The 20,077-nt window shown below is 69.9% G+C and carries 19 protein-coding genes and 1 tRNA gene; 12 read left to right on the top strand and 8 right to left on the bottom strand.

All coding sequences use genetic code 11. From position 1 onward, the window contains the following. Nucleotides 1-8 precede the first annotated feature (8 nt). The gene (locus tag BLU79_RS07550; protein ID WP_093904806.1) at nucleotides 9-383 is read left to right on the top strand and encodes a roadblock/LC7 domain-containing protein; all 375 of its coding nucleotides are present in this window, start codon (nucleotides 9-11) and stop codon (nucleotides 381-383) included. Between the two features lie 24 nt (nucleotides 384-407). Here the strand turns inward: BLU79_RS07550 and BLU79_RS07545 are convergent, their stop codons facing one another. The 3 genes from BLU79_RS07545 to BLU79_RS07535 all read right to left on the bottom strand — a co-directional run bounded on the left by BLU79_RS07545 (nucleotide 408) and on the right by BLU79_RS07535 (nucleotide 3,522). Continuing rightward, a complete protein-coding gene (locus BLU79_RS07545) occupies nucleotides 408-992 on the bottom strand; it encodes a hypothetical protein (protein ID WP_371131832.1) in 585 nt (194 codons plus the stop codon). A 155-nt stretch (nucleotides 993-1,147) separates the two neighbouring features. Continuing rightward, nucleotides 1,148-2,008: a MurR/RpiR family transcriptional regulator gene (locus BLU79_RS07540; protein WP_093904804.1), complete on the bottom strand. Its 861-nt coding sequence runs from the start codon at nucleotides 2,006-2,008 to the stop codon at nucleotides 1,148-1,150. Next, nucleotides 2,005-3,522, bottom strand: a complete 1,518-nt coding sequence (locus BLU79_RS07535) for an aromatic amino acid ammonia-lyase (RefSeq protein ID WP_093904803.1) — start codon at nucleotides 3,520-3,522, stop codon at nucleotides 2,005-2,007. The genes BLU79_RS07540 and BLU79_RS07535 overlap by 4 nt, the downstream gene beginning before the upstream one ends. Nucleotides 3,523-3,663: 141 nt before the next feature. Between BLU79_RS07535 and BLU79_RS07530 the strand changes: the two genes are divergently transcribed. The 5 genes from BLU79_RS07530 (at nucleotide 3,664) to BLU79_RS07510 (ending at nucleotide 7,465) form a co-directional block, all read left to right on the top strand. Then, nucleotides 3,664-4,698 carry an ABC transporter ATP-binding protein gene (locus BLU79_RS07530; RefSeq protein WP_093904802.1) on the top strand — a complete coding sequence of 345 codons (1,035 nt, stop codon included), beginning with the start codon at nucleotides 3,664-3,666 and terminating at the stop codon, nucleotides 4,696-4,698. Then, nucleotides 4,695-5,336: an ABC transporter permease gene (locus BLU79_RS07525; RefSeq protein WP_093904801.1), complete on the top strand. Its 642-nt coding sequence runs from the start codon at nucleotides 4,695-4,697 to the stop codon at nucleotides 5,334-5,336. Before BLU79_RS07530 ends, BLU79_RS07525 begins: the two co-directional genes overlap by 4 nt. A gap of 1 nt (nucleotide 5,337) precedes the next feature. Next, nucleotides 5,338-6,000 carry an ABC transporter permease gene (locus BLU79_RS07520; RefSeq protein WP_093904800.1) on the top strand — a complete coding sequence of 221 codons (663 nt, stop codon included), beginning with the start codon at nucleotides 5,338-5,340 and terminating at the stop codon, nucleotides 5,998-6,000. 9 nt (nucleotides 6,001-6,009) lie between these two features. Then, nucleotides 6,010-6,942, top strand: coding sequence for an ABC transporter substrate-binding protein (locus BLU79_RS07515; RefSeq protein WP_093904799.1), 933 nt, complete (start codon nucleotides 6,010-6,012; stop codon nucleotides 6,940-6,942). Between the two features lie 82 nt (nucleotides 6,943-7,024). Then, complete coding sequence (locus tag BLU79_RS07510; protein WP_177000906.1) at nucleotides 7,025-7,465, top strand: hypothetical protein; 441 nt, start codon at nucleotides 7,025-7,027, stop codon at nucleotides 7,463-7,465. A 414-nt stretch (nucleotides 7,466-7,879) separates the two neighbouring features. Here the strand turns inward: BLU79_RS07510 and BLU79_RS07505 are convergent, their stop codons facing one another. Beyond that, entirely contained in the window at nucleotides 7,880-9,268 is a 1,389-nt protein-coding gene (locus BLU79_RS07505) for a cystathionine beta-synthase (RefSeq protein WP_093904797.1), read from the bottom strand. Nucleotides 9,269-9,434: 166 nt separating this feature from the next. Here BLU79_RS07505 and BLU79_RS07500 point away from each other — a divergent pair, with 166 nt between their 5' ends. From BLU79_RS07500 to BLU79_RS07490, 3 genes are all read left to right on the top strand, one after another. Further along, nucleotides 9,435-10,469 carry an SGNH/GDSL hydrolase family protein gene (locus BLU79_RS07500; RefSeq protein ID WP_093904796.1) on the top strand — a complete coding sequence of 345 codons (1,035 nt, stop codon included), beginning with the start codon at nucleotides 9,435-9,437 and terminating at the stop codon, nucleotides 10,467-10,469. Between the two features lie 257 nt (nucleotides 10,470-10,726). Beyond that, nucleotides 10,727-11,947 carry an acetyl-CoA C-acetyltransferase gene (locus tag BLU79_RS07495; protein ID WP_093904795.1) on the top strand — a complete coding sequence of 407 codons (1,221 nt, stop codon included), beginning with the start codon at nucleotides 10,727-10,729 and terminating at the stop codon, nucleotides 11,945-11,947. A 286-nt stretch (nucleotides 11,948-12,233) separates the two neighbouring features. After that, on the top strand, nucleotides 12,234-13,025 hold the full coding sequence (locus BLU79_RS07490) for a hypothetical protein (RefSeq protein ID WP_093904794.1): 792 nt from the start codon (nucleotides 12,234-12,236) through the stop codon (nucleotides 13,023-13,025). Nucleotides 13,026-13,134: 109 nt separating this feature from the next. Here BLU79_RS07490 and BLU79_RS07485 read toward each other — a convergent pair whose 3' ends face one another. Beyond that, a complete protein-coding gene (locus BLU79_RS07485; RefSeq protein WP_093904793.1) occupies nucleotides 13,135-13,446 on the bottom strand; it encodes a hypothetical protein in 312 nt (103 codons plus the stop codon). Nucleotides 13,447-13,550: 104 nt separating this feature from the next. On the opposite strand from BLU79_RS07485, the gene BLU79_RS07480 reads away from it, so the two are divergent. Continuing rightward, nucleotides 13,551-13,781, top strand: a complete 231-nt coding sequence (locus BLU79_RS07480; RefSeq protein ID WP_093904792.1) for a DUF4287 domain-containing protein — start codon at nucleotides 13,551-13,553, stop codon at nucleotides 13,779-13,781. A gap of 90 nt (nucleotides 13,782-13,871) precedes the next feature. Here the strand turns inward: BLU79_RS07480 and BLU79_RS07475 are convergent, their stop codons facing one another. The 3 genes from BLU79_RS07475 to BLU79_RS07465 form a co-directional block, all read right to left on the bottom strand. Continuing rightward, complete coding sequence (locus BLU79_RS07475; RefSeq protein ID WP_093904791.1) at nucleotides 13,872-14,768, bottom strand: Bax inhibitor-1/YccA family protein; 897 nt, start codon at nucleotides 14,766-14,768, stop codon at nucleotides 13,872-13,874. A gap of 214 nt (nucleotides 14,769-14,982) precedes the next feature. Beyond that, nucleotides 14,983-16,158, bottom strand: coding sequence for a 4-hydroxybenzoate 3-monooxygenase (locus BLU79_RS07470; protein WP_093904790.1), 1,176 nt, complete (start codon nucleotides 16,156-16,158; stop codon nucleotides 14,983-14,985). Between the two features lie 124 nt (nucleotides 16,159-16,282). Then, nucleotides 16,283-16,366 (bottom strand) — tRNA-Leu (locus tag BLU79_RS07465). 393 nt (nucleotides 16,367-16,759) lie between these two features. Between BLU79_RS07465 and BLU79_RS07455 the strand changes: the two genes are divergently transcribed. Both BLU79_RS07455 and BLU79_RS07450 read left to right on the top strand, forming a co-directional pair. Continuing rightward, nucleotides 16,760-17,530 carry an ABC transporter ATP-binding protein gene (locus tag BLU79_RS07455; protein ID WP_093904789.1) on the top strand — a complete coding sequence of 257 codons (771 nt, stop codon included), beginning with the start codon at nucleotides 16,760-16,762 and terminating at the stop codon, nucleotides 17,528-17,530. Continuing rightward, a complete protein-coding gene (locus BLU79_RS07450; protein ID WP_093904788.1) occupies nucleotides 17,530-20,064 on the top strand; it encodes an ABC transporter permease in 2,535 nt (844 codons plus the stop codon). Before BLU79_RS07455 ends, BLU79_RS07450 begins: the two co-directional genes overlap by 1 nt. The last annotated feature ends 13 nt before the right edge of the window (nucleotides 20,065-20,077 follow it).

Below are 20,077 nucleotides of genomic sequence, written 5' to 3'. Positions count from 1 at the left end.
CACACGTCATGGCCAACACCGAGACCACGCTGAAGGAATGCCTCGCCTCGATCGAGGGCGCGACCGGAGTCGCGCTCGTCGACTACACCAGCGGGATGGCGCTCGGCACGCTCGGCGGCAGCAAGAGCTTCGACCTCAATGTCGCCGCCGCCGGGAACACGGACGTCGTCCGCGCCAAGATGCGCACGATGGAGCACCTCGGCCTCAAGGGCGGCATCGAGGACATCCTGATCACCCTCACCGACCAGTACCACCTGATCCGGCTGATCGCAGGACGCGGAGGCAACGGGCTCTTCCTGTACCTGGTGCTCGACTCCAAGCGGGCGAACCTGGCGATGGCCCGGCACCAGTTGAAGAAGATCGAGGAGGACCTGGAGGTCTGATCCGGACCGTCCGCGAGGACTGAGCTACACGAGCGCCGCGGTGCGACGGCGGGCCCCGCCCGGGGCCGCGTCGCCCGCGGCGATACCCGTACTGCGGTAGGCCTTCACGGCCTTGCCCGCAGGGCGGCCGCCCCGCCCGTCGAGCCAGTCGACCCGCACCCACAGCAGGGCGTTCCCGTCCCGCTCCCGACGCCCGAGCCACGCGGCCTTGAGCCGCAGCCCCGCCCCGCACCCCGCGAGCAGCATCCCGCCCGCCGCGGGCACGGCGAACGCGCTGCCCAGCGCGGCGAGGAACGCCAGCAGCAGCCACCAGCGGTGACCCCGGCGCCAGTTGCGCACGGCCACCGCCCGGTCCTGGAGCACGTCGTGCTTGCCGGCTCGGGCGGCCGAGCGGGTCAGGACGGTGTAGCGCTTGCGTCGGGCGTACGCGACCAAGGCCGTCGCGACGATGAAGAGCGCCGCCCCGGCCAGCACCCCGATCCGGCGCCCCGTCAGCCCCGGCACCAGCACCCCGATGCCCGCCGCGAACACCCCGAGCCACCACAACGGCGCCGACCCGGCCCGTACGACGACGGCCACCCGAGCCAGCCCCTGCCCTCCTGCGCGCACCACGTCCGGCCTCCCGTCCCCTGTCTGTCCAGATGCTGTGCGCGCACGCTAGCCAGCCAACGTGAGACGAGCCTTAAGAACTCACTCGGACGTCATGAGGTCATTCGATTGAGGTCATCGACTGAGGTCACTCAGCTGAGGTCACTCGGCTGAGGTCACTCGACGAACAACCCCCGCGCCATCGCCCGCGCGTCGAACTCCTCCAGCCGCGCCTGCGCGTCCGGCAGGTCGTCGCACATCGCCTCCAGCAGGACCCGGCCCAGCAGCATCGGCGCACAGGCCGTGTCGAAGGCGAGGCCCGTGCCGACGGCGGCGGGCAGCAGCAGGTCGGAGACCTTGGCGACCGGCGCGAAGGCGGAGTCCGCCACCGTCACCACGGTCAGCCCGGCCTCCTTGGCATAGGCGAGGGTGTCCACGACCTCGCGCGGATGCCGGGGCAGCGCGAAGCACAGCAGAGCCGTCGCGCCGGCCCGTACGGCGGCGTCGATACGGTCGTGGATCATCGTGCCGCCCTCGTGCAGCAGCCGTACGTCCGGATGGACCTTGGCGGCGAAGTAGGCGAAGCCGTACGCCTGGGAGGCGGCGGCGCGCAGGCCGAGCACCGGCAGCGGGCGCGAGGCCGAGAGCAGGCGCCCCGCCTTCTGCACCGGGCGCGGGTCGGCCAGCACCTCGGCCAGGTGCTTGAGGTTCTCGATCTCGGCCTCGACGGCCTGCTGGTACTCGTTGTACGAACCGGCGTCGACCGCCGACTCCACGGGCGCGACCTCGCGCAGATGCCTGCGCAGCGCCGGGTAGCCGTCGAAGCCGAGGGCGACGGCGAAGCGGGTCACCGACGGCTGGCTGACCCCGGCCAGCTCGGCCAGCTCCACGCTGGACAGGAACGGCACGTCGGCGGCCCGCCGCACCATGCTGTGCGCGATGCGGCGCTGGGTCGGCGTGAGCCGGTGCCCCTCGAAGAGCGCCTGAAGTCGCGCGGCGGGGCTGTCCGTCCCGTTCGTGGTCCTGTCCGCACTCATGCGGCGCTCCCCCTCCAGATCTCCGTGAACCGGTCCAGCAGTGCGGCCGCCGCCGTCACGTCATCGGTGAGCGGCCGGTCGGCCGGGTCGTCGTCGAGCACCGACTCGGCCAGCTCCATCGCCCGCCCCGCCGGAAGCTCAGGGTCGGGCCTGAGGCCACGCAGACGCAACGCCCGTACCGCGGCGACGAGTTCGCAGCCGACGACGAGACGGTACGCGCCGCACGCGCGCAGTGTCTGCCGCGCGGCGAGCGAGGCGAAGCTGGCCTGCTCCTCCACGCCCCGGGAGAGTACAGCGTGGCCGAGCGAGGCGGGAGCGGAGAAGGCACGCAGGTCACCGAGGGCGGCCGCGGCTGCGTACTCCAGGATCATCACCCCGGACGAGGCGGCCTCGTGGTCGGCGAGGAAGGGCTTCAGGCGGGTGTAGGCGGGCTCGTTCAGGGTGGAGAGCCGGGATGTGGACAGCCGGGCCACCTGGGTCAGCGCCAGCCGGAAGTGGTCCAGGGCGAGGGCCAGTTGGGCCTGGTAGAAGCCTCCGTGGTGGTAGGCGGCCATGTCCGCGGGGGAGATGAGGGGGTTCTCGGCGGCGGCGTTGATCTCCACCGCGAGCACCTCCTCCAGGGCGTCGGCGGCGTCGTGCGCGGGGCCGTGGATCTGGGGCAGACAGCGGAAGCCGTACGGGTCCTGGATGCGGCCCAGCGGCGGGGTGGGCCGGTCCTCGGCGCCGATCAGCTCCCGCATGCGGCGGGCGACCTCGGTGCTGCCCCGGTGCGGTCGGGCGGTGTGCACGGGAGCGGCGTACGCCTCGTGGGAACCGTCCACGGCGAGCAGGGAGAGGGCGGCGACGACCTGGGTGGCGGCGACGAGCCCGCGCAGTTCGTGCAGGGCCAGGGCCGCCTGGCCGAGGGTGAGGGCGTTGCTGCTGATGAACGCGAGGGCGTCGTTGTTGTCGAGCGGCTGCGGTTCGGGGGCCCCGGAGCCTCGCCAGGGATGCTCGCCGGCCAGCGCCAGGCCGGTCTGGGCGAGCGCCGCGAGGTCGCCGGTGCCGACCGAGCCGAACTCGTTCACCACCGGGTGGGCCCCGCTCTCCAGGGCCTCGCACATCGCGGTGATGACGGTGGGGCGCAGGCCCGCGCCGCCCGCCAGCAGCTGGTTGGCCCGTACGGCGAGCATGGCCCGCACCTGCCGGGCGGGCAGCTCCTCGCCGATGGCGCCGGCATGGCTGCGCAGCAGACGCAGGCCGTGCTCGGCGGCGGCCTCGGTGGGCACGTCCTCGTTCCGGTTCGCGCCCACGCCGGTGGAGCGGCCGTAGACGCGCCCGGTCGCGGCGATGAGCCGGGCCGCGTCCCAGGACTCCTCGGCGCGCTTCATCGCGTCGGTCGCGGGCACCGGCCGTGCGGTCCCCTCGGCCAGGCGTACGACGTCCTCGACGCCGAGCCCGATCCCGTCGAGGACGACCAAGCCGGTATGCCCGGGAGACACAGCATCCGGCGTGTCCACGATCCGAGACGACATCAAGCCCAAACACCCCTCAATCCGGACATCCGATCTCGCGGTTCAGTCATCCGTTACTTCGGATTTACACCAACCCGTTGACAAGTTATTCACCTACCGAGAACTCTGCATGACGTTATACAGCCGGGCAAGGGACATCTCATGATCCAGTTCGACGCGGTCCACAAGCGCTTCCCCAACGGCACGACAGCAGTCCATGATCTCTCCCTGGAGATGCCGGAGGGTGGCGTGACCGTCCTGGTCGGATCCTCCGGTTGTGGCAAGACCACCACCCTGCGGATGATCAACCGGATGGTCGAGCCGACCTCCGGCACCATCCAGGTCGGCGGCAAGGACGTCACCCGGCAGGACGCCGCCGAGCTGCGCCGCTCCATCGGGTACGTCATCCAGCAGGCGGGCCTGTTCCCGCACCGCACGGTGCTCGACAACATCGCCACCGTGCCGCTGCTGCTCGGCTGGAGCCGCCGCAAGGCACGCTCCCGCGCGGCGGAGCTGCTGGAGACGGTCGGTCTCACGGCCGACGCCGGCAAGCGTTACCCGCACCAGCTCTCCGGCGGCCAGCAGCAGCGCGTCGGCGTGGCCCGCGCGCTCGCCGCCGACCCGCCGGTGCTGCTGATGGACGAGCCGTTCGGCGCGGTCGACCCCGTCGTGCGCACCCAGCTCCAGGACGAACTGCTCAGGCTCCAGAAGGAGTTGAGCAAGACCATCGTCTTCGTCACGCACGACGTCGACGAGGCCGTACGGCTCGGCGACCAGATCGCGATCTTCCGCACCGGCGGCCACCTCGTCCAGTGCGCCTCCCCCACCGAGCTCCTCGCCCGCCCCGCCGACGACTTCGTGGCCGACTTCCTCGGCGCCGAGCGCGGCCTGAAGCTGCTGAGCCTGAGGACCCTCGCGGCCGTCCCGCAGGGCCCGGCGCCGGAGGGCGGCACCTGGAGCCTGGTCCTCGACGAGGCGAACAAGCCCCTGCACTGGGCCTCGAAGGACGCCGAACTCCCCGTACGGCCGCTCAAGGACGAGGACTCCCTCCTCTCGGCCCTCAACGAGTCCATCGCCTCCCCCACCGGCCTGATCGCCCGCGTGGACGCGGACGGCATCCTCACCGGCGTCTCGTCCCGCGACGACATCCACGAGCACGCGGGCCAGGCGCACTCGGAAGCCCGGGTGGCGGCATGACGATCGACTGGTCGTGGATAGGCGACCACACCGACGACCTCACCACCCTGACGATCTCCCACCTCCAGGCCGCGCTCACCGCCGTCTTCCTGGGCGTCCTCATCTCCCTCCCCCTCGCGGTGATCGCCCACCGGGTCCGCCCCCTGCGCGGCTTCCTGCTCGGCCTCTCGAACGTGCTGTTCACGATCCCGTCGATCGCGATCTTCGTGCTCCTGCTGCCGGTATCCGGCCTGACCCGCACCACGACCGTGATCGGCCTGACGGTCTACACCCTGGTCGTCCTGCTCCGGAACACGGTCGAGGGCCTCGACTCGGTCCCGGTGAAGGTGAAGGAGGCCGCTAAGGCGATGGGCACGCGCCCCCTGCGCACGCTCCTGACCGTCGAGTTTCCGCTCGCGCTCCCCGTGATCATGGCCGGCGTCCGGATCGCGACCGTCATGTCCATCTCCCTGGTCTCGGTCGCGACCTACATCGGCGACGGCGGCCTCGGCCAGCTCTTCACCGACGGCTTCCAGCGCAACTTCCCGACCCCGGTGATCGTCGGAGTGGTCCTCACCCTCCTGCTCGCCGTGGTCGCGGACGCCCTGCTGGTCGCTCTGCAGTACGTCCTGACCCCGTGGCGGAGGCGGCGAGCCTGACATGTACGAACTCTTCAAGAACCTCGGCGCATGGCTGGTCAGCGGCGAGCAGTGGGCCGGCCCCGACGGCATCGGCCACCGCCTCGCCGAGCACCTCCAGTACTCGCTGCTCGCCACGCTCATCGCGGCGGCGATCGGCCTCCCCCTCGGCCTGCTGATCGGCCACACCGGCAAGGGCGCCTTCCTCGCCATCAACCTCGCGTCCTTCGGCCGCGCCCTGCCGACCGTCGGCCTGGTCGTGCTGGTCTTCCTGGCCAGCGGGCTGTCGATGACGCCGGTCTACGTCGCCCTGGTCGCCCTCGCGGTCCCGGCGATCGTCACCAACACCTACGCGGGGATGACGGCCGTCGACCCGGACGTGAAGGACGCGGCGCGCGGGCAGGGGATGCGCGGCCACCAGGTCCTGTTCCAGGTCGAGTTCCCCCTCGCACTCCCCCTGATCATGACGGGCCTGCGCCTGGCACTGATCCAGGTCGTGGCCACGGCGACCATCGCCGCGTACGTCTCCTTCGGCGGCCTGGGCCGCTACGTCTTCGACGGCCTCGCCCAGCGCGACCTCGTGCAGGTGCTCGGCGGTGCGGTGCTGGTCGCCGTGGTCGCCGTAGCCCTCGACCTGGCCCTGTCCGGCCTCCAGCGCTTCCTCTTCCGCCACCGCACCGCTTAGGACCCCTCGATGAACCGACGCACTCTCCTCGGCGGCCTCTTCGCAGCGGCCTCCGTCCCCGCCCTCGCCGCCTGCTCCAGCGGCATCACCTCCCTCGAAGGCGAGGGCAGCTCCGGCTCCGGCGGCGGCTCCAGCAAGGGCGGCATCACCATCGGCACCGCCAACTTCACCGAGAACCAGGTGCTCGGGTACCTGTACGCCGCCGTGCTCCAGGAGGCCGGCGTGAAGGTGACGGTCCGCCCCAACCTCGGCACCCGCGAGATCCTGATCCCCGCTCTCAAGGGCGGCGACATCGACCTGCTCCCCGAGTACCAGGGCGCCCTGCTCCACTACGTCGCCCCCAAGGCGACGGCGACGGAGGAGGGCGAGATGCAGAACGCCCTGACGATCGCCCTGCCCAGCGGCCTCCAGGTGCTGCCGTACGGCATGGCCGAGGACTCCGACGCCTTCGTCGTCACCCGGGAGACCGCCCAGAAGTACGGCCTGACCTCCCTCGCCGACCTCAAGAAGCAGAACGGCAAGCTGGTCATCGGCGCGGCGCCCGAGGTGAAGAAGCGGGAGGTCGGGGCCGTGGGCCTGAAGGACGTCTACGGCGTCGAGTTCAAGGAGTTCAAGTCCCTGGACTCCTCAGGGCCGCTGGTCAAGGGCGCCCTGAAGAAGGGCGACGTGGACGTGGCGAACCTCTTCACCACCGACACCGACATCCAGGCCAACGACTGGGTCGTGCTGACCGACCCCAAGAACCTCATCCCCGGCCAGCACGTCGTCCCGCTCATCGCCGACCGCAAGGCCGACTCCACCGTCCGCAAGGCCCTCGCCGAACTCGGCAACGCCCTGACCACCGCCCAGCTCACCGAGCTGAACCGGCAGGTCGACAAGGACAAGAAAGACCCCGAGGACGTGGCGAACGCGTACGCCGAGGAGCACGGGCTGGTGAAGTGACCCGGCAGTGCCGTACACCCCCACATGAACAGGGGGGCTAGCCCCAGTGCGACCCGCTCCGGCGCTGCCTACCTTGAGGCGTATGACCGGAATGGAAGCTCGGGACACCGAGCTCAAGAAGGAACTCAACGCCACCCTGCAGGCCCGCAGGGAACTGGGCGACGAGTACGAGTCCGCGCTGGTCGATTCGTTCCTGGAGAAGGTCGACCAGCGTATCGACGGGGTGGTCGAGCGCGGGATGCGGCGCCGGCTGGCCGAGCAGCAGATGGTGGCGGCCCGCGGCGCGCGGACACCCAAACCGACGGACTCCTTCGGTGAGCGCTTCGGCTTCGGCATCGTCTCGCTGGTCGTGGCGATTCCGCTGTCCGGCATCGGCGGCGGCGTCGCCGGCCTCTCCGGTCTGCTGGTCACCTGGGTCGGCATCGTCGGCGTGAACGTCGTCCAGGCGGCGCGCACCCACCCCGGCATCTTCCGGGGCTGGCGCCGCGGGTCGGCCAAGGACGGGGACCGCTGGGAGGACTGAGCCTCCCGACGGTCCTGGGGTTGTCGGTGCGCAGCCGCAGCTCGCTCTGGGGAGTTGGGCCACCACGAGGGCGTGAGCACGCCGGAAAAGCTATGCGCGGGGACCGCCGCACCCCCGTTGCCGGGGGGCGGGACGACGGCGGTCCCCGCGAAGGACGCGAGCCGGGTCAGGGCCGGGCTTGCGCGTCCGTGGCGTCCATGGAGGTCCGGGAGCCGCTCCGGAGGTCCTTGGACGTTCGGCGTCGGCCGGGGCGGGGAGCCGCTCCCGCCCTGCCGACACCCACTAATGTGCCGGACCCGTGTTAAGCGGGTGCTGCGTGAACGTGACGCGCTCGTACCAGTTCCGCGACGACCCGAGCGACCCCGGTCACCGCAAGTTCGCCGCGGACAGGCCCCGTTCACCGCAGGTTCGCCGCTACTTCCCGCCCTTGGCGAGGAACGCCAGCAGGTCCTGCCGACTGACCACACCGGTCGGCTTGCCCTCCACCAGCACGATCGCCGCGTCCGCCGCGCCCAGCACCGACATCAGGTCCCCGACCGGCTCACCGGAGCCGACCTGCGGCAGCGGCGTCGACATGTGCTTCTCCAGCGGGTCCTCCAGCGAGGCCCGCTTGGTGAACAGCGCGTCGAGCAGCTCCCGCTCGACGACGGACCCGACGACCTCCGCCGCCATGACGTCCGGGTGACCGGCGCCCGGCTTCACGATCGGCATCTGCGAGACGCCGTACTCGCGCAGCACCTCGATGGCCTGACCGACCGTCTCGTCCGGGTGCATGTGGACGAGGGACGGGATGGCGCCGTGCTCCTTGTCGTTGAGGACGTCGGCGACGCGCGCGCTCGGGCCCTCGTCCTCCAGGAAGCCGTAGTCGGCCATCCACTCGTCGTTGAAGATCTTGCTGAGGTAGCCGCGCCCGCTGTCGGGCAGCAGCACGACCACCACGTCGTCCGGCCCGAGCCGCTCGGCGACCCGCAGCGCACCCACCACGGCCATGCCGCACGAACCGCCGACCAGCAGCCCCTCCTCGCGGGCGAGCCGCCGGGTCATCTGGAAGGAGTCCTTGTCGGACACGGCGACGATCTCGTCGGCGACGGTGCGGTCGTACGCGGTCGGCCAGAAGTCCTCACCGACGCCCTCGACGAGATACGGCCGCCCGGATCCGCCGGAGTAGACGGAGCCCTCGGGGTCGGCGCCGATGACCCGCACCTTGCCGTCGCTGACGTCCTTCAGATAGCGGCCCGTGCCGGAGATGGTCCCTCCCGTGCCGACGCCCGCCACGAAATGGGTGATCTTCCCCTCCGTCTGCTCCCACAGCTCGGGGCCGGTCGAGTGGTAGTGGGAGAGGGGATTGTTGGGGTTGGAGTACTGGTCCGGCTTCCAGGCTCCCGGGGTCTCGCGCACCAGCCGGTCGGAGACGTTGTAGTAGGAGTCCGGGTGCTCGGGATCCACGGCGGTCGGGCAGACGACCACTTCGGCGCCGTAGGCCCGCAGCACGTTGATCTTGTCGGTGCTGACCTTGTCAGGGCACACGAAGATGCACTTGTACCCCTTCTGCTGGGCCACGATGGCGAGGCCGACACCGGTGTTCCCGCTGGTCGGCTCGACGATGGTGCCCCCGGGCTTCAGCGCCCCGCTCTCCTCCGCCGCCTCGATCATGCGCAGCGCGATGCGGTCCTTCACGGAGCCGCCCGGGTTGAAGTACTCGACCTTGGCCAGGACGGTGGCCTGGATGCCCTTGGTCACGTTGTTGAGCCTCACCAGCGGGGTGTTGCCGACGAGACTGATCATCGAATCGTGGAAATGCACCGTTGTCTCCGGATGCTGCAAAAGGGGTGGTCGTAGTGGTTCCGCCAGCCTAAGGCCCGGTGGCCCGCAGGGGTCGGTGAAGGTCGTTCACTCGCCGTTGGGATTGGGCCACGGTCCGTGCGGGGCAAGCAGTGGATGTACGGCTATGAGGAGGTGGCGGCGACGCATGACGAGCATGTCGAGGGCGAGGGTGGCCCGGCGGATCGCGGCCGGCGCGGCGTACGGCGGAGGCGGGATCGGCCTGGTCGGTGCGGCGGGCGTCGGTCTGCTGCTCGCCGAGGTGCGGCTGGCCAGGCGCCACGTGGGCAACGGCACCAACAACCACGTACCCAACGCCGACGGCCGGTACGGCCACATGTACGACTCCACCGACTCCGCCGGGGAACCCCCGCTGCGCCTGACGATCCTGGGTGACTCGACGGCCGCGGGCCAGGGCGTGCACCGGGCGGGGCAGACGCCGGGGGCGCTGGTGGCGTCGGGGCTGGCGGCGGTGGCCGAACGCCCGGTGATCCTGCGCAACGTGGCCCTGCCGGGCGCCCGCTCGGACGACCTGGACCGCCAGGTGGCCCTGGTGCTCGCCGACCCCGCCCTGACGCCCGACGTCTGCGTGATCATGATCGGCGCGAACGACGTCACGAACCGGATGCCGCCGACGCGCTCGGTGCGTCACCTCTCCTCGGCGGTACGGCGTCTGCGCACGGCCGGCGCGGAGGTGGTGGTCGGCACCTGCCCCGACCTCGGCACGATCGAACCGGTCCAGCAACCCCTGCGCTGGCTGGCCCGACGGGCCTCACGCCAGCTGGCGGCCGCCCAGACGATCGGCGTCGTCGAGCAGGGCGGCCGCACGGTGTCGCTGGGCGACCTGCTGGGTCCGGAGTTCGCGGCGAACCCGCGTGAGCTCTTCGGCCCCGACAACTACCACCCCTCGGCGGAGGGGTACGCGACAGCGGCCATGGCGGTCCTCCCCACGGTCTGCGCGACCCTCGGCCTCTGGCCGGCGGAGGAGGAACGCCCCGACGTCACCCGCCGTGAGGGCTTCCTCCCGGTGGCCCGCGCGGCAGCCGAGGCGGCGTCGGAGGCGGGCACGGAGGTCACGGCGGCGATGCCGACCGGCCCGAAGGGGCCATGGGCTCTGCTGAAGCGCCGCCGGCGGCGTCGGGTCCCCGAGCCGGACCGGGCTCCGGTGACGCCGTCGTCGTGAGCGGCCGGGCGTTTTCCGCCCCCGCCGCCGGAGGGGCTGAATTCAGCCGCCCGCACTGTTACCGGCTCAACCGCCGGAGGGCCAAGCAAGCGCTTAGAAAATTGCGGTCAGGGTCACACCCCTACACCCGTGACCCGATGCATACGTACGGGTAACTTCCCTCACAGCCCTGCCCGACCCCCCGGTATGCCCACCCGTCGCCCGACCACCACCCCTCAACGAGGCGCTGCGCGCCGCACCTTTTGACTGGAGCCGTGATGCCCGAAGCCGTGATCGTCTCGACCGCCCGCTCCCCCATCGGCCGCGCCTTCAAGGGCTCCCTGAAAGACCTGCGCCCCGACGACCTCGCCGCCACGATCATCCAGGCGGCCCTGGCCAAGGTCCCCGAGCTGGACCCGCACGACATAGACGACCTGATGCTCGGCTGTGGCCTCCCCGGCGGCGAGCAGGGCAACAACCTCGGCCGCATCGTCGCCGTACAGATGGGCATGGACCACCTCCCGGGCTGCACCATCACCCGCTACTGCTCCTCCTCCCTCCAGACCTCCCGCATGGCCCTGCACGCCATCAAGGCAGGCGAGGGCGACGTCTTCATCTCGGCCGGCGTGGAGGTCGTCTCCAGCTTCGCCAAGGGCAACTCGGACAGCCTCCCCGACACGCACAACCCCCTCTTCGCCGAGGCCGAGGCCCGCACCGCCGAGGTCGCCCAGCAGGAGGGCACGACCTGGCACGACCCGCGCGAGGACGGGCTCATCCCCGACCCGTACATCGCCATGGGCCAGACCGCCGAGAACCTCGCCCGCGCGAAGGGCATCACCCGCCAGGAGCTGGACGAGTTCGGCGTCCGCTCGCAGAACCTCGCCGAGGAAGCCATCAAGAACGGCTTCTGGGAGCGCGAGATCACCCCGGTCACGACCCCCGACGGCACGGTCGTCAGCAAGGACGACGGCCCTCGCCCCGGCGTCACCCTGGAGGGCGTGGCGGGCCTCAAGCCGGTCTTCCGCCCCGACGGCCTCGTCACCGCCGGCAACTGCTGCCCCCTGAACGACGGCGCGGCGGCCCTCGTCATCATGTCGGACACCAAGGCCCGCGAGCTCGGCCTCACCCCGCTCGCCCGCATCGTCTCCACCGGCGTCTCCGGCCTCTCCCCCGAGATCATGGGCCTCGGCCCGGTCGAGGCGAGCCGCCAGGCCCTGAGCCGCGCCGGCCTCACCATCGACGACATCGACCTGGTCGAGATCAACGAGGCGTTCGCCGCCCAGGTGATCCCCTCCTACCGCGACCTGGGCATCGACATCGACAAGCTGAACGTCAACGGCGGCGCCATCGCCGTCGGCCACCCCTTCGGCATGACCGGCGCCCGCATCACCACCACGCTCATCAACTCCCTCCAGCACCACGACAAGCAGTTCGGCCTGGAGACGATGTGCGTCGGCGGCGGCCAGGGCATGGCGATGGTCATCGAGCGCCTCAGCTGAACCCCTCGACAGAATCCCCTGAGTAGTCAACTCACGACCCACCGTGAGCCTTCGGCCCAGAACCTGGGAAACTCCAAGGTTCTGGGCCGATTTGTGATCCAATCTCCCCCAGGATGTGACCTATCTCCCTCTGCGGAGGGATTTACGCAGCTCAGAGCCGTTGCAGCACCAAACCCCAGGCCCAAAGTCCTGTCCGTTTCGTGACGTTACGCACTGACAGCTGGATAGTCCGCCCTTCAAGCTGATGTAGGAAGTCGGGGGTCGACTTTGAACCGGGAGTACGTCAGTGAGCGCCATGCCGATCGCCTTGCTGCTCACCACGGCCGCCACCGGCGCCGTGGGCGTCGCCGTCCTGCGCACCCTCATGGTGTTGCGCCGACAGGTCGCGGCCCTGCACACCGAGCTGGCACAGAACAACGCGACCACGGCCCGCGGCCTCGTTCCGCCGGCCCGCCTCTCCGCCGACGCCGATGAGATACGCGCCGCGGTGTCCGAGGCACTCGCCGAGGAACGCGAGCGGGAGCTCGCCGAGGCGCGCGCCTTCTGGGCCGCTCAGGAGGCCCGTGACGCCTCCGACGCGCCCACCCTGCTGGGCCTGTCCGACAGCGAGCTGTTCCTGCCCCGTCAGGCCGATTTCGCGGGCCTGGAGCACCTGGAGCCGGTGACCGAGCCGACTACCGACGCCGACGAGTTCGCCGGGGAGTCCCCGGAACTGGCCGCGGCCCGCCGCCGCCACCCCTCCCACCCGGACTTCGTCCCGGTCTCCTCACCGACCGTGAACGATCACGAGCGCACGGTGGCCACCCTTGAGGACCTGGCCGCCTCCGCCACCGAACTCACCGACGTCCGCCCGGGCCCCCTGGGCACCCTCGACGTCTACGTCTTCGCCGACGGCACCACCCTCTGCATGACCCCGGGCCACCGCGAAACGGCGGAACGCCTGTCAACAGCCCTCCGCGCAGGCGAAACGCCGGTACTGCTGGGCGGCTCCGGAGTGTCAGGCGCCTACACCCTGACGTTCGCGTGCGGCGAGGAGAACGTCTACATCTTGGCGGACAGGGTCATAGCGAGCCTGTAGTTCTTGATGCCGGGAACTGCAGCGCCCCTTTTAGGGGCGCGGGGCTGTATCGATGTGCGGCTCCGCCGCGTGGGCGCGACCAGCCCCCACCCGCCCGCACCCGCCAACCTCAGACCCCCGCCCGCTTCTGCGCATCTGCAACCAACCGCACCGCTTCAGCGACCTGATCCTCACTCTCAAGAACCACCGCCAAGTCATGCACGGCGACGGTGACTTGATCAGCCGCAGCGAACATCCCGGCGTCAGGCATCTCCCGAGGCTCGACCCCGGGCGTCTCCAGAGCCTGCGCCCACCGGGCGAACTCCCGGGCCAACCCCAGCGCCTCCCCGGCGGCGCCCCTCTGCAGCCGACTCTGAGGCGCAGCCCTCAAACGGTCGGCGAAGTGATCAACGGCACGAGTCAAGGGCGTCGTATCAACCACGCCACAAACCTACGCGTCCCACCACGACTGTTGCCAACGGGCGAACGCTCAGGCACGGTGACCTGAAGGACCGGCTTACATCCCCTTTGCGTCCGGAGGCGCCGATGTCCCACGTCCTCTCCGAGGAGACCCACCGCAACATGCTCGCCCGCATCCCCCACTGCACCGGTCGTGAAGTCTCCGACTGGCTCCGCACCGTAGAAGAAGGCCCGGCCCTCGTCCGCTTCGAGGAGAAGGTCAGCTGGCTTCGCCACGAATACGACCTCGCGTACGGCCACGCGAAGGCGATCATCCACGAGTACGACCTGAGGAGGGCGGCGCGCAAATTCCTCTAGGCGCGCACAGACGCCGAAGGGCCCCGGGGTGAACCCGGGGCCCTTCGTCTTACGACCGTCTAAAACCGGTCACCGCACAACCGGCGGAGACTAGTCGCTGCTGTTGAGGATCGAGATGAGCCTCAGGAACTCCATGTAGATCCACACCAGCGTCATGGTGAGGCCGAAGGCCGCGAGCCAGGCCTCCTCGCGCGGCGCGCCGTAGGCGATGCCGTCCTCGACCTGCTTGAAGTCCAGGGCGAGGAAGCAGGCGCCGAGCAGGATGCCGACGATGCCGAAGACGATGCCGAGCGGGCCGCTGCGGAAGCCAAGGCCGTCACCGCCGCCGAAGACGGCGAACAGCAGGTTGACCGCCATCAGCAGGATAAAGCCGAGCGCGGCCGCCATCACGAAGCCGACGAAGCGGCGGTTGACGCGGATCCAGCCCGCCTTGTAGGCGACCAGCACGGAGGCGAAGACCGCCATCGTGCCGAGCACGGCCTGCATGGCCGCACCGCTGGCGATGTGCTCGTCGACGACGCTGGAGACGACGCCGAGGAAGACACCCTCGAGCGCGGCGTAGGACAGGATCAGCGCCGGCGAGGCCTTGCGCTTGAAGGACTGCACGAGCGCCAGCACCATGCCGACCAGACCGGCACCGATGGCGATGCCGTAGGACCGGTTGATGTTCGCGGCGTCGACCGGCAGCAGGAACCAGGCGAGCGCGGCCGTGACGATCAGCGTGCCGAGCGTGGTGCCGGTGCGCAGGATGACGTCGTCGATCGTCATCCGGTTGGTGGTGGCCGGGGCCTGCGGCGGCGCGCCGTGCTGGAGGTCCTGCTGGGCGTAAGGGTTCTGCGCGTACGGGTTGCCGGCCTGCGGCTGGGCGTACGGGTTGCCCTGCGTGCCGACAGCGGCGCCCCCGGCCTGCGGCGCGGTGTTGAAGCCCGCGTAGCCGTTGTCGCGGCTGAACCCCCGTCGCGAGAAGACCGGGTTGCTGCTCCTCATTTCACTCCTCCATGGCCACCGTGCGCGGCCTTGGCTCAAGAGTAATAGGTAGGCAAAGGATTGACCCTAGTGCTTGGGGAGGATCTTTCCCTCGTCGTGTCGCGCAACACGCTACGCGGCCGGGTGATTCCCGGCCACGGAGGGGCTCATTCATGACGAACCTGGTACGTGGCCGGAACCGATCGGAGATCACTCCCCCGGCCCGCGCGCGCGGTCACCCGAACGGAAACCCGGTGTACCCCTCGGCGAGGTCCGTCTCGGCCGCCCTCGACCCGGCGATCCGTTCCAGTCGAGCGAGCTGGAGCCGGTCCTCGAACGGCGTGGCGTCGGGGGCACGGTGCAGCAGCGTCGTCATGTCGTACGAGAACCGCTCGGCCTGCCAGACCCGGCGCAGACAGGTCTCGGAGTAGGCGTCGAGGAGCTCGGTCGAGCCCGTCTCCTTCTCGTGCGTCAGCGCCCGCGCGAAGGTGACGACGTCGCCGACGGCGAGATTCAGCCCCTTGGCACCCGTCGGCGGCACGATGTGCGCCGCGTCGCCGGCCAGGAAGAGGCGGCCGTAGCGCATGGGTTCGTGGACGTAGGACCGCATGGGCGTGACCGACTTCTGGGTGATGGGGCCGCGTTCCAGCCGCCAGTCGTCGGCCGTTTCGAAGCGGCGCTCCAGCTCCGCCCAGATCTCGTCGTCGCTCCACTCCTCGGGGTCCGTGCCCTCGGGCACTTGGAGGTAGAGGCGGGAGACGGACGGGGAGCGCATGGAGAGGAGGGCGAAGCCGCGGTCGTGGCGAGCGTAGACCAACTCGTCGTGCGAGGGGGCGACGTCGGCGAGGATGCCGAGCCAGCCGAAGGGGTACGTCCGCTCGAAGACCCGGGTCAGCTCCGCCGGGATCGCCTTGCGGGCCACGCCCCAGAAGCCGTCGCAGCCGACGACGTAGTCGCATTCGAGGACGTCCTCGCCGCCGTCGTACCGGAAGCGGATCCGCGGGCTGCCCGTGTCCGCGCCTTCGACCGCCAGGGCCTCCGCCTCGAACAGCAGGGGGCCGCCCTCCTTGAGTTGGAGGGCGATGAGGTCCTTGCAGACCTCCGTCTGGGCGTAGACCCTCACCGACCGGCCGCCGGTGAGGGCGGGGAAGTCGACGCGGTGGCGTTTGCGGTCGTACCGCAGCTCTATGCCGTCGTGCCCGAGGCCCTCGCGGTCCATCCGCTCCCCGGCGCCGGCCGCGCGCAGCACGTCCACCGTGCCCTGCTCCAGGATTCCGGCGCGCTGGCGGTGCTCGACGTAGGCGCGGTCGCGGCTCTCCAGGACGACCGATTCGATGCCGGCGTTGTGGAGCAGCCTGGCGAGGAGGAGGCCGGCGGGGCCCGCTCCGATGATGCCGACGGTGGTGCGCATCGCCGAACCTCCCTGTTCGTGTCGTTCGCGTGGTGAAGTTTCATTCACCAACTTCCGAACAGGAGTGTGCTCCCCTCGTCATGAGGTGTCAATGAATGCTGCAGGGATCGACGAACGTCGGAAGTGCCCAGAGCCGGACTTGAACCGGCACGCCCGCGAAGGGGCAGCGAGGTTTAAGCTCGCCGTGTCTGCATTCCACCATCTGGGCAGGCCATGGGCTCCGCATCGAGGTTCCGAGCCTATCGGGATACATCCCCCGAACAGCGGACGGGCGGACCGATGTTGTCTTATTTTATTGACGTCTGAGGGTGCATCAGCCCACGGTACGAGCCATCCGCACTTGCCAATAGCCTTTCGTGCGACGGTCGGCCGCGCATACGGAATGACGGAATTTCACCGTCCAAACGAGGACGCTCCACCTGTTCTCGATCCGAACACCTGTCAGGGGTCCTCGTCATCCTCAGGTATGACACAGCCGCGTCCGGTCCATCCGCAGTCTGTCTTCGGAACCAGAACAGCGACTGACTACACGGCGCCTCTCGGCCAGGACGATGGATGACGTCCATCGAACACATCGTCGTCCTTCAGGAGCGTTCCTCTCGTGACCACCGCATCCATCGCCGGCCGGGCCACCGCCGTGGCCGCGCGCGCCACGGATCTGTCGAAGATCTACGGACAGGGCGAGACCCAGGTGGTCGCCCTGGACCAGGTCTCCGTCGACTTCCGGCAGGCCGAGTTCACCGCGATCATGGGCCCCTCCGGCTCCGGCAAGTCCACCCTGATGCACTGCGTCGCCGGTCTGGACACCTTCTCCTCCGGTTCGGTGCGCATCGGCGAAACCGAGCTCGGCTCCCTCAAGGACAAGCAGCTGACCAAGTTGCGCCGGGACAAGATCGGCTTCATCTTCCAGGCGTTCAACCTGCTGCCGACGCTGACGGCGCTGGAGAACATCACCCTCCCGATGGACATCGCGGGCCGCAAGGCTGACAAGCAGTGGCTGGATTCGGTCATCCGTATGGTCGGCCTCGCCGACCGGCTGAGCCACCGCCCCACCCAGCTCTCCGGCGGCCAGCAGCAGCGCGTCGCCGTCGCCCGCGCGCTGGCCTCCAAGCCCGAGATCATCTTCGGCGACGAGCCGACCGGAAACCTCGACTCGCGCTCCGGCGCCGAGGTGCTGGGCTTCCTGCGCAACTCCGTACGGGAGTTGGGGCAGACGGTGGTGATGGTGACCCACGACCCGGTGGCCGCGGCGTACGCGGACCGGGTGGTGTTCCTCGCCGACGGACGGATCGTCGACGAGATGTACCGGCCGACCGCGGACACCGTGCTCGACTTCATGAAGCAGTTCGACGCGAAGGGCCGCACCAGCTGATGTTCCGCACCGCCCTGCGCAACGTACTCGCGCACAAGGCCCGGCTGCTGATGACCGTGCTCGCCGTGATGCTCGGCGTCGCGTTCGTCTCCGGCACCCTGGTCTTCGCCGACACCCTCTCAGGCGCCTTCCGCAACCAGTCGGCGAAGAGCTACGACAACGTCGCCGTCGCCATCACCTCGTACGCCGACCCCGACAACGCCAAGGAGGAGCCCGGGATCTCCCGGAAGACCCTTGACAAGATCTCCGCGGTGGACGGCGTCGACACCGCCTACGGCCGGGTCGAAGGCTTCGCCGGGGTCGCCGACCCCGACGGGAAGCTGATCGGCGTCGGCTGGTCCAACAAGGGCTCCAACTTCGCCCCCGGCAAGGACGGCAAGGACTCCGCCTACACGTTCACCGACGGCTCGGGCCCGGTGAAGGACGATCAGATCGCCCTGGACAAGGAGTCCGCGGCCAAGGGCGAGTACCAGGTCGGCGACCGGGTCCGGGTCGCCACGAACGGGCCGGTGAAGGAGTACACCCTCAGCGGTGTGTTCACCACCGAGGACGGCTCCGTGAACGCCGGCGGCAGCCTCGTCCTCTTCGACACCGCGGTCGCCCAGAAGCAGTACCTCAAGCCGGGCTACTTCGAGAGCGTCACCGTCACCGCCGCCTCCGGCGCGGACGACAAGAAGATCCTGGACGCGGTCAAGCCGCTGCTGCCGGACAGCGCCGAGGCCAAGACCGGCCAGGCGCTCGCGGACGAGCAGGCCGAGCAGATCGAGCAAGGTCTGGGCAACCTCAAGCAGGTCCTGCTCGGCTTCGCGGGCATCGCGCTCTTCGTCGGGGTCTTCCTGATCTCCAACACCTTCACGATGCTGGTCGCCCAGCGCACCAAGGAGATCGCGCTGATGCGCGCCGTCGGTGCGTCGCGCAAGCAGATCACCCGCTCGGTACTCGCCGAGGCCGCGGTGGTGGGTCTGGTCGCCTCGGTGATCGGCTTCGTCCTCGGCATCGGTCTCGCGGTCGGACTGCGGTCCGGGATGGCCGCGTTCGAGATGAAGATCCCGGACGGCCCCCTGATCCTGTCCGCCACTCCGGTGATCGCCGCGATCAGCGTCGGTGTGCTGATCACGATGTTCGCCGCCTGGCTGCCCGGCCGCCGGGCCGCGAAGATCCCGCCGGTGGCGGCCATGAACAGCGTCCACGCGGTGGCCACCACCAAGTCGCTGGTGGTGCGCAACTCCATCGGTACGGCCATCACCGCCCTCGGCGCGGCCGGGATCGTGCTGGGTGCCTCGACCGGCGGCGACGACGGCCGGATGTACATCGGGGCGGGCGCGTTCCTCGCGCTGATCGGCGTGATCATCCTGATCCCGCTGCTGTCCCGGCCCGTGATCGCGCTCGTCCGTCCGCTGCTCGTCGGCCCCTTCGGGGTGGCCGGCAAGCTGGCCGGCCAGAACGCGGTCCGCAATCCGCGCCGTACCGGCGCCACCGCCTCGGCGCTGGCGATCGGACTGACGCTGGTGACCGGCCTGTCGGTGCTCGGTGTCACGGTCGGCAAGGCCATCGACAAGATGACCACGGACAACATCAAGGCCGACTACATGGTCTCGATGGCCAACGGCGGGGGCCTCGACCAGTCCGCGCTGACGGCGCTGGAGAAGGCCAAGGGAGTCTCGGCGGTCTCGCCGCAGCAGAGCACCTACTTCGAACTCGGTGACGAGGACTTCGTGTCCGCTTCGGCGGTGACGCCGGGCGACATCGAGCAGGTCCTGAACGTCGACGTCGTCAGCGGCAACATCGACTCGCTCGCCGAGGGGCAGATCGCGGTCGCCGAGAAGACGGCCAAGAACAAGGGCTGGAAGCCCGGCGACAGCGTCCCGGTCACGTTCAACGACGAGAAGAAGGGCACGCTCAAGATCGGTGCCGTCTTCAAGGACAGCGAGTTCCTCTCCCCCGTCCTCGTCGACACGAAGGTCGTCAACCCGCACGAGGTGCAGCCCAGCATCCAGCAGATCTTCGTGAAGGTGGACGGCGGCGAGTCCGCGGCGAACGAGAAGGTCCTCATCGACGCGCTGGGCGACAACCCCGCGATGACGATCATGGACCAGCAGGACATCCGCAACGAGTTCGGCGGCGCCATCAACACCCTGCTGAACATCATGTACGGCCTGCTGGCGATGGCCCTGATCATCGCGGTGCTGGGTGTCGTCAACACCCTCGCGATGTCGGTCTTCGAACGGCAGCAGGAGATCGGCATGCTGCGCGCGATCGGTCTCGACCGGCGCCGGGTGAAGCGGATGGTCCGACTGGAGGCCGTGGTCATCTCGGTGTTCGGCGCGGTGGTCGGCATCGGTCTCGGCTCGTTCCTCGGCTGGGCGATCGGCGAGACCTTCGCGGACCAGATCCCGGGCTACGCGCTGGTCCTGCCCTGGGACCGGATCGGGATCTTCCTGGTGCTGGCCGCTCTGGTGGGCGTCCTGGCCGCGCTGTGGCCGGCCCGCAACGCGGCGCGGCTGAACATGCTGAACGCGATCAAGGCCGAGTAGTCACGTCCCGACA

Source organism: Streptomyces sp. cf386, from assembly GCF_900103585.1.
GTDB lineage: Bacteria > Actinomycetota > Actinomycetes > Streptomycetales > Streptomycetaceae > Streptomyces.
The sequence above is the reverse complement of the archived record's forward strand: the minus strand, read 5'-3'. Positions and strand labels throughout refer to the sequence as shown.

Excerpts from the sequence above, each read along its gene's own strand:
- BLU79_RS07550 (WP_093904806.1), top strand. The coding sequence starts at position 9 with ATGGCCAACACCGAGACCACGCTGAAGGAATGCCTCGCCTCGATCGAG.
- BLU79_RS07540 (WP_093904804.1), bottom strand. The coding sequence starts at position 2,008 with ATGAGTGCGGACAGGACCACGAACGGGACGGACAGCCCCGCCGCGCGA.
- BLU79_RS07535 (WP_093904803.1), bottom strand. The coding sequence starts at position 3,522 with ATGTCGTCTCGGATCGTGGACACGCCGGATGCTGTGTCTCCCGGGCAT.
- BLU79_RS07530 (WP_093904802.1), top strand. The coding sequence starts at position 3,664 with ATGATCCAGTTCGACGCGGTCCACAAGCGCTTCCCCAACGGCACGACA.
- BLU79_RS07525 (WP_093904801.1), top strand. The coding sequence starts at position 4,695 with ATGACGATCGACTGGTCGTGGATAGGCGACCACACCGACGACCTCACC.
- BLU79_RS07520 (WP_093904800.1), top strand. The coding sequence starts at position 5,338 with ATGTACGAACTCTTCAAGAACCTCGGCGCATGGCTGGTCAGCGGCGAG.
- BLU79_RS07515 (WP_093904799.1), top strand. The coding sequence starts at position 6,010 with ATGAACCGACGCACTCTCCTCGGCGGCCTCTTCGCAGCGGCCTCCGTC.
- BLU79_RS07510 (WP_177000906.1), top strand. The coding sequence starts at position 7,025 with ATGACCGGAATGGAAGCTCGGGACACCGAGCTCAAGAAGGAACTCAAC.
- BLU79_RS07500 (WP_093904796.1), top strand. The coding sequence starts at position 9,435 with ATGACGAGCATGTCGAGGGCGAGGGTGGCCCGGCGGATCGCGGCCGGC.
- BLU79_RS07495 (WP_093904795.1), top strand. The coding sequence starts at position 10,727 with ATGCCCGAAGCCGTGATCGTCTCGACCGCCCGCTCCCCCATCGGCCGC.
- BLU79_RS07480 (WP_093904792.1), top strand. The coding sequence starts at position 13,551 with ATGTCCCACGTCCTCTCCGAGGAGACCCACCGCAACATGCTCGCCCGC.
- BLU79_RS07475 (WP_093904791.1), bottom strand. The coding sequence starts at position 14,768 with ATGAGGAGCAGCAACCCGGTCTTCTCGCGACGGGGGTTCAGCCGCGAC.
- BLU79_RS07470 (WP_093904790.1), bottom strand. The coding sequence starts at position 16,158 with ATGCGCACCACCGTCGGCATCATCGGAGCGGGCCCCGCCGGCCTCCTC.
- BLU79_RS07450 (WP_093904788.1), top strand. The coding sequence starts at position 17,530 with ATGTTCCGCACCGCCCTGCGCAACGTACTCGCGCACAAGGCCCGGCTG.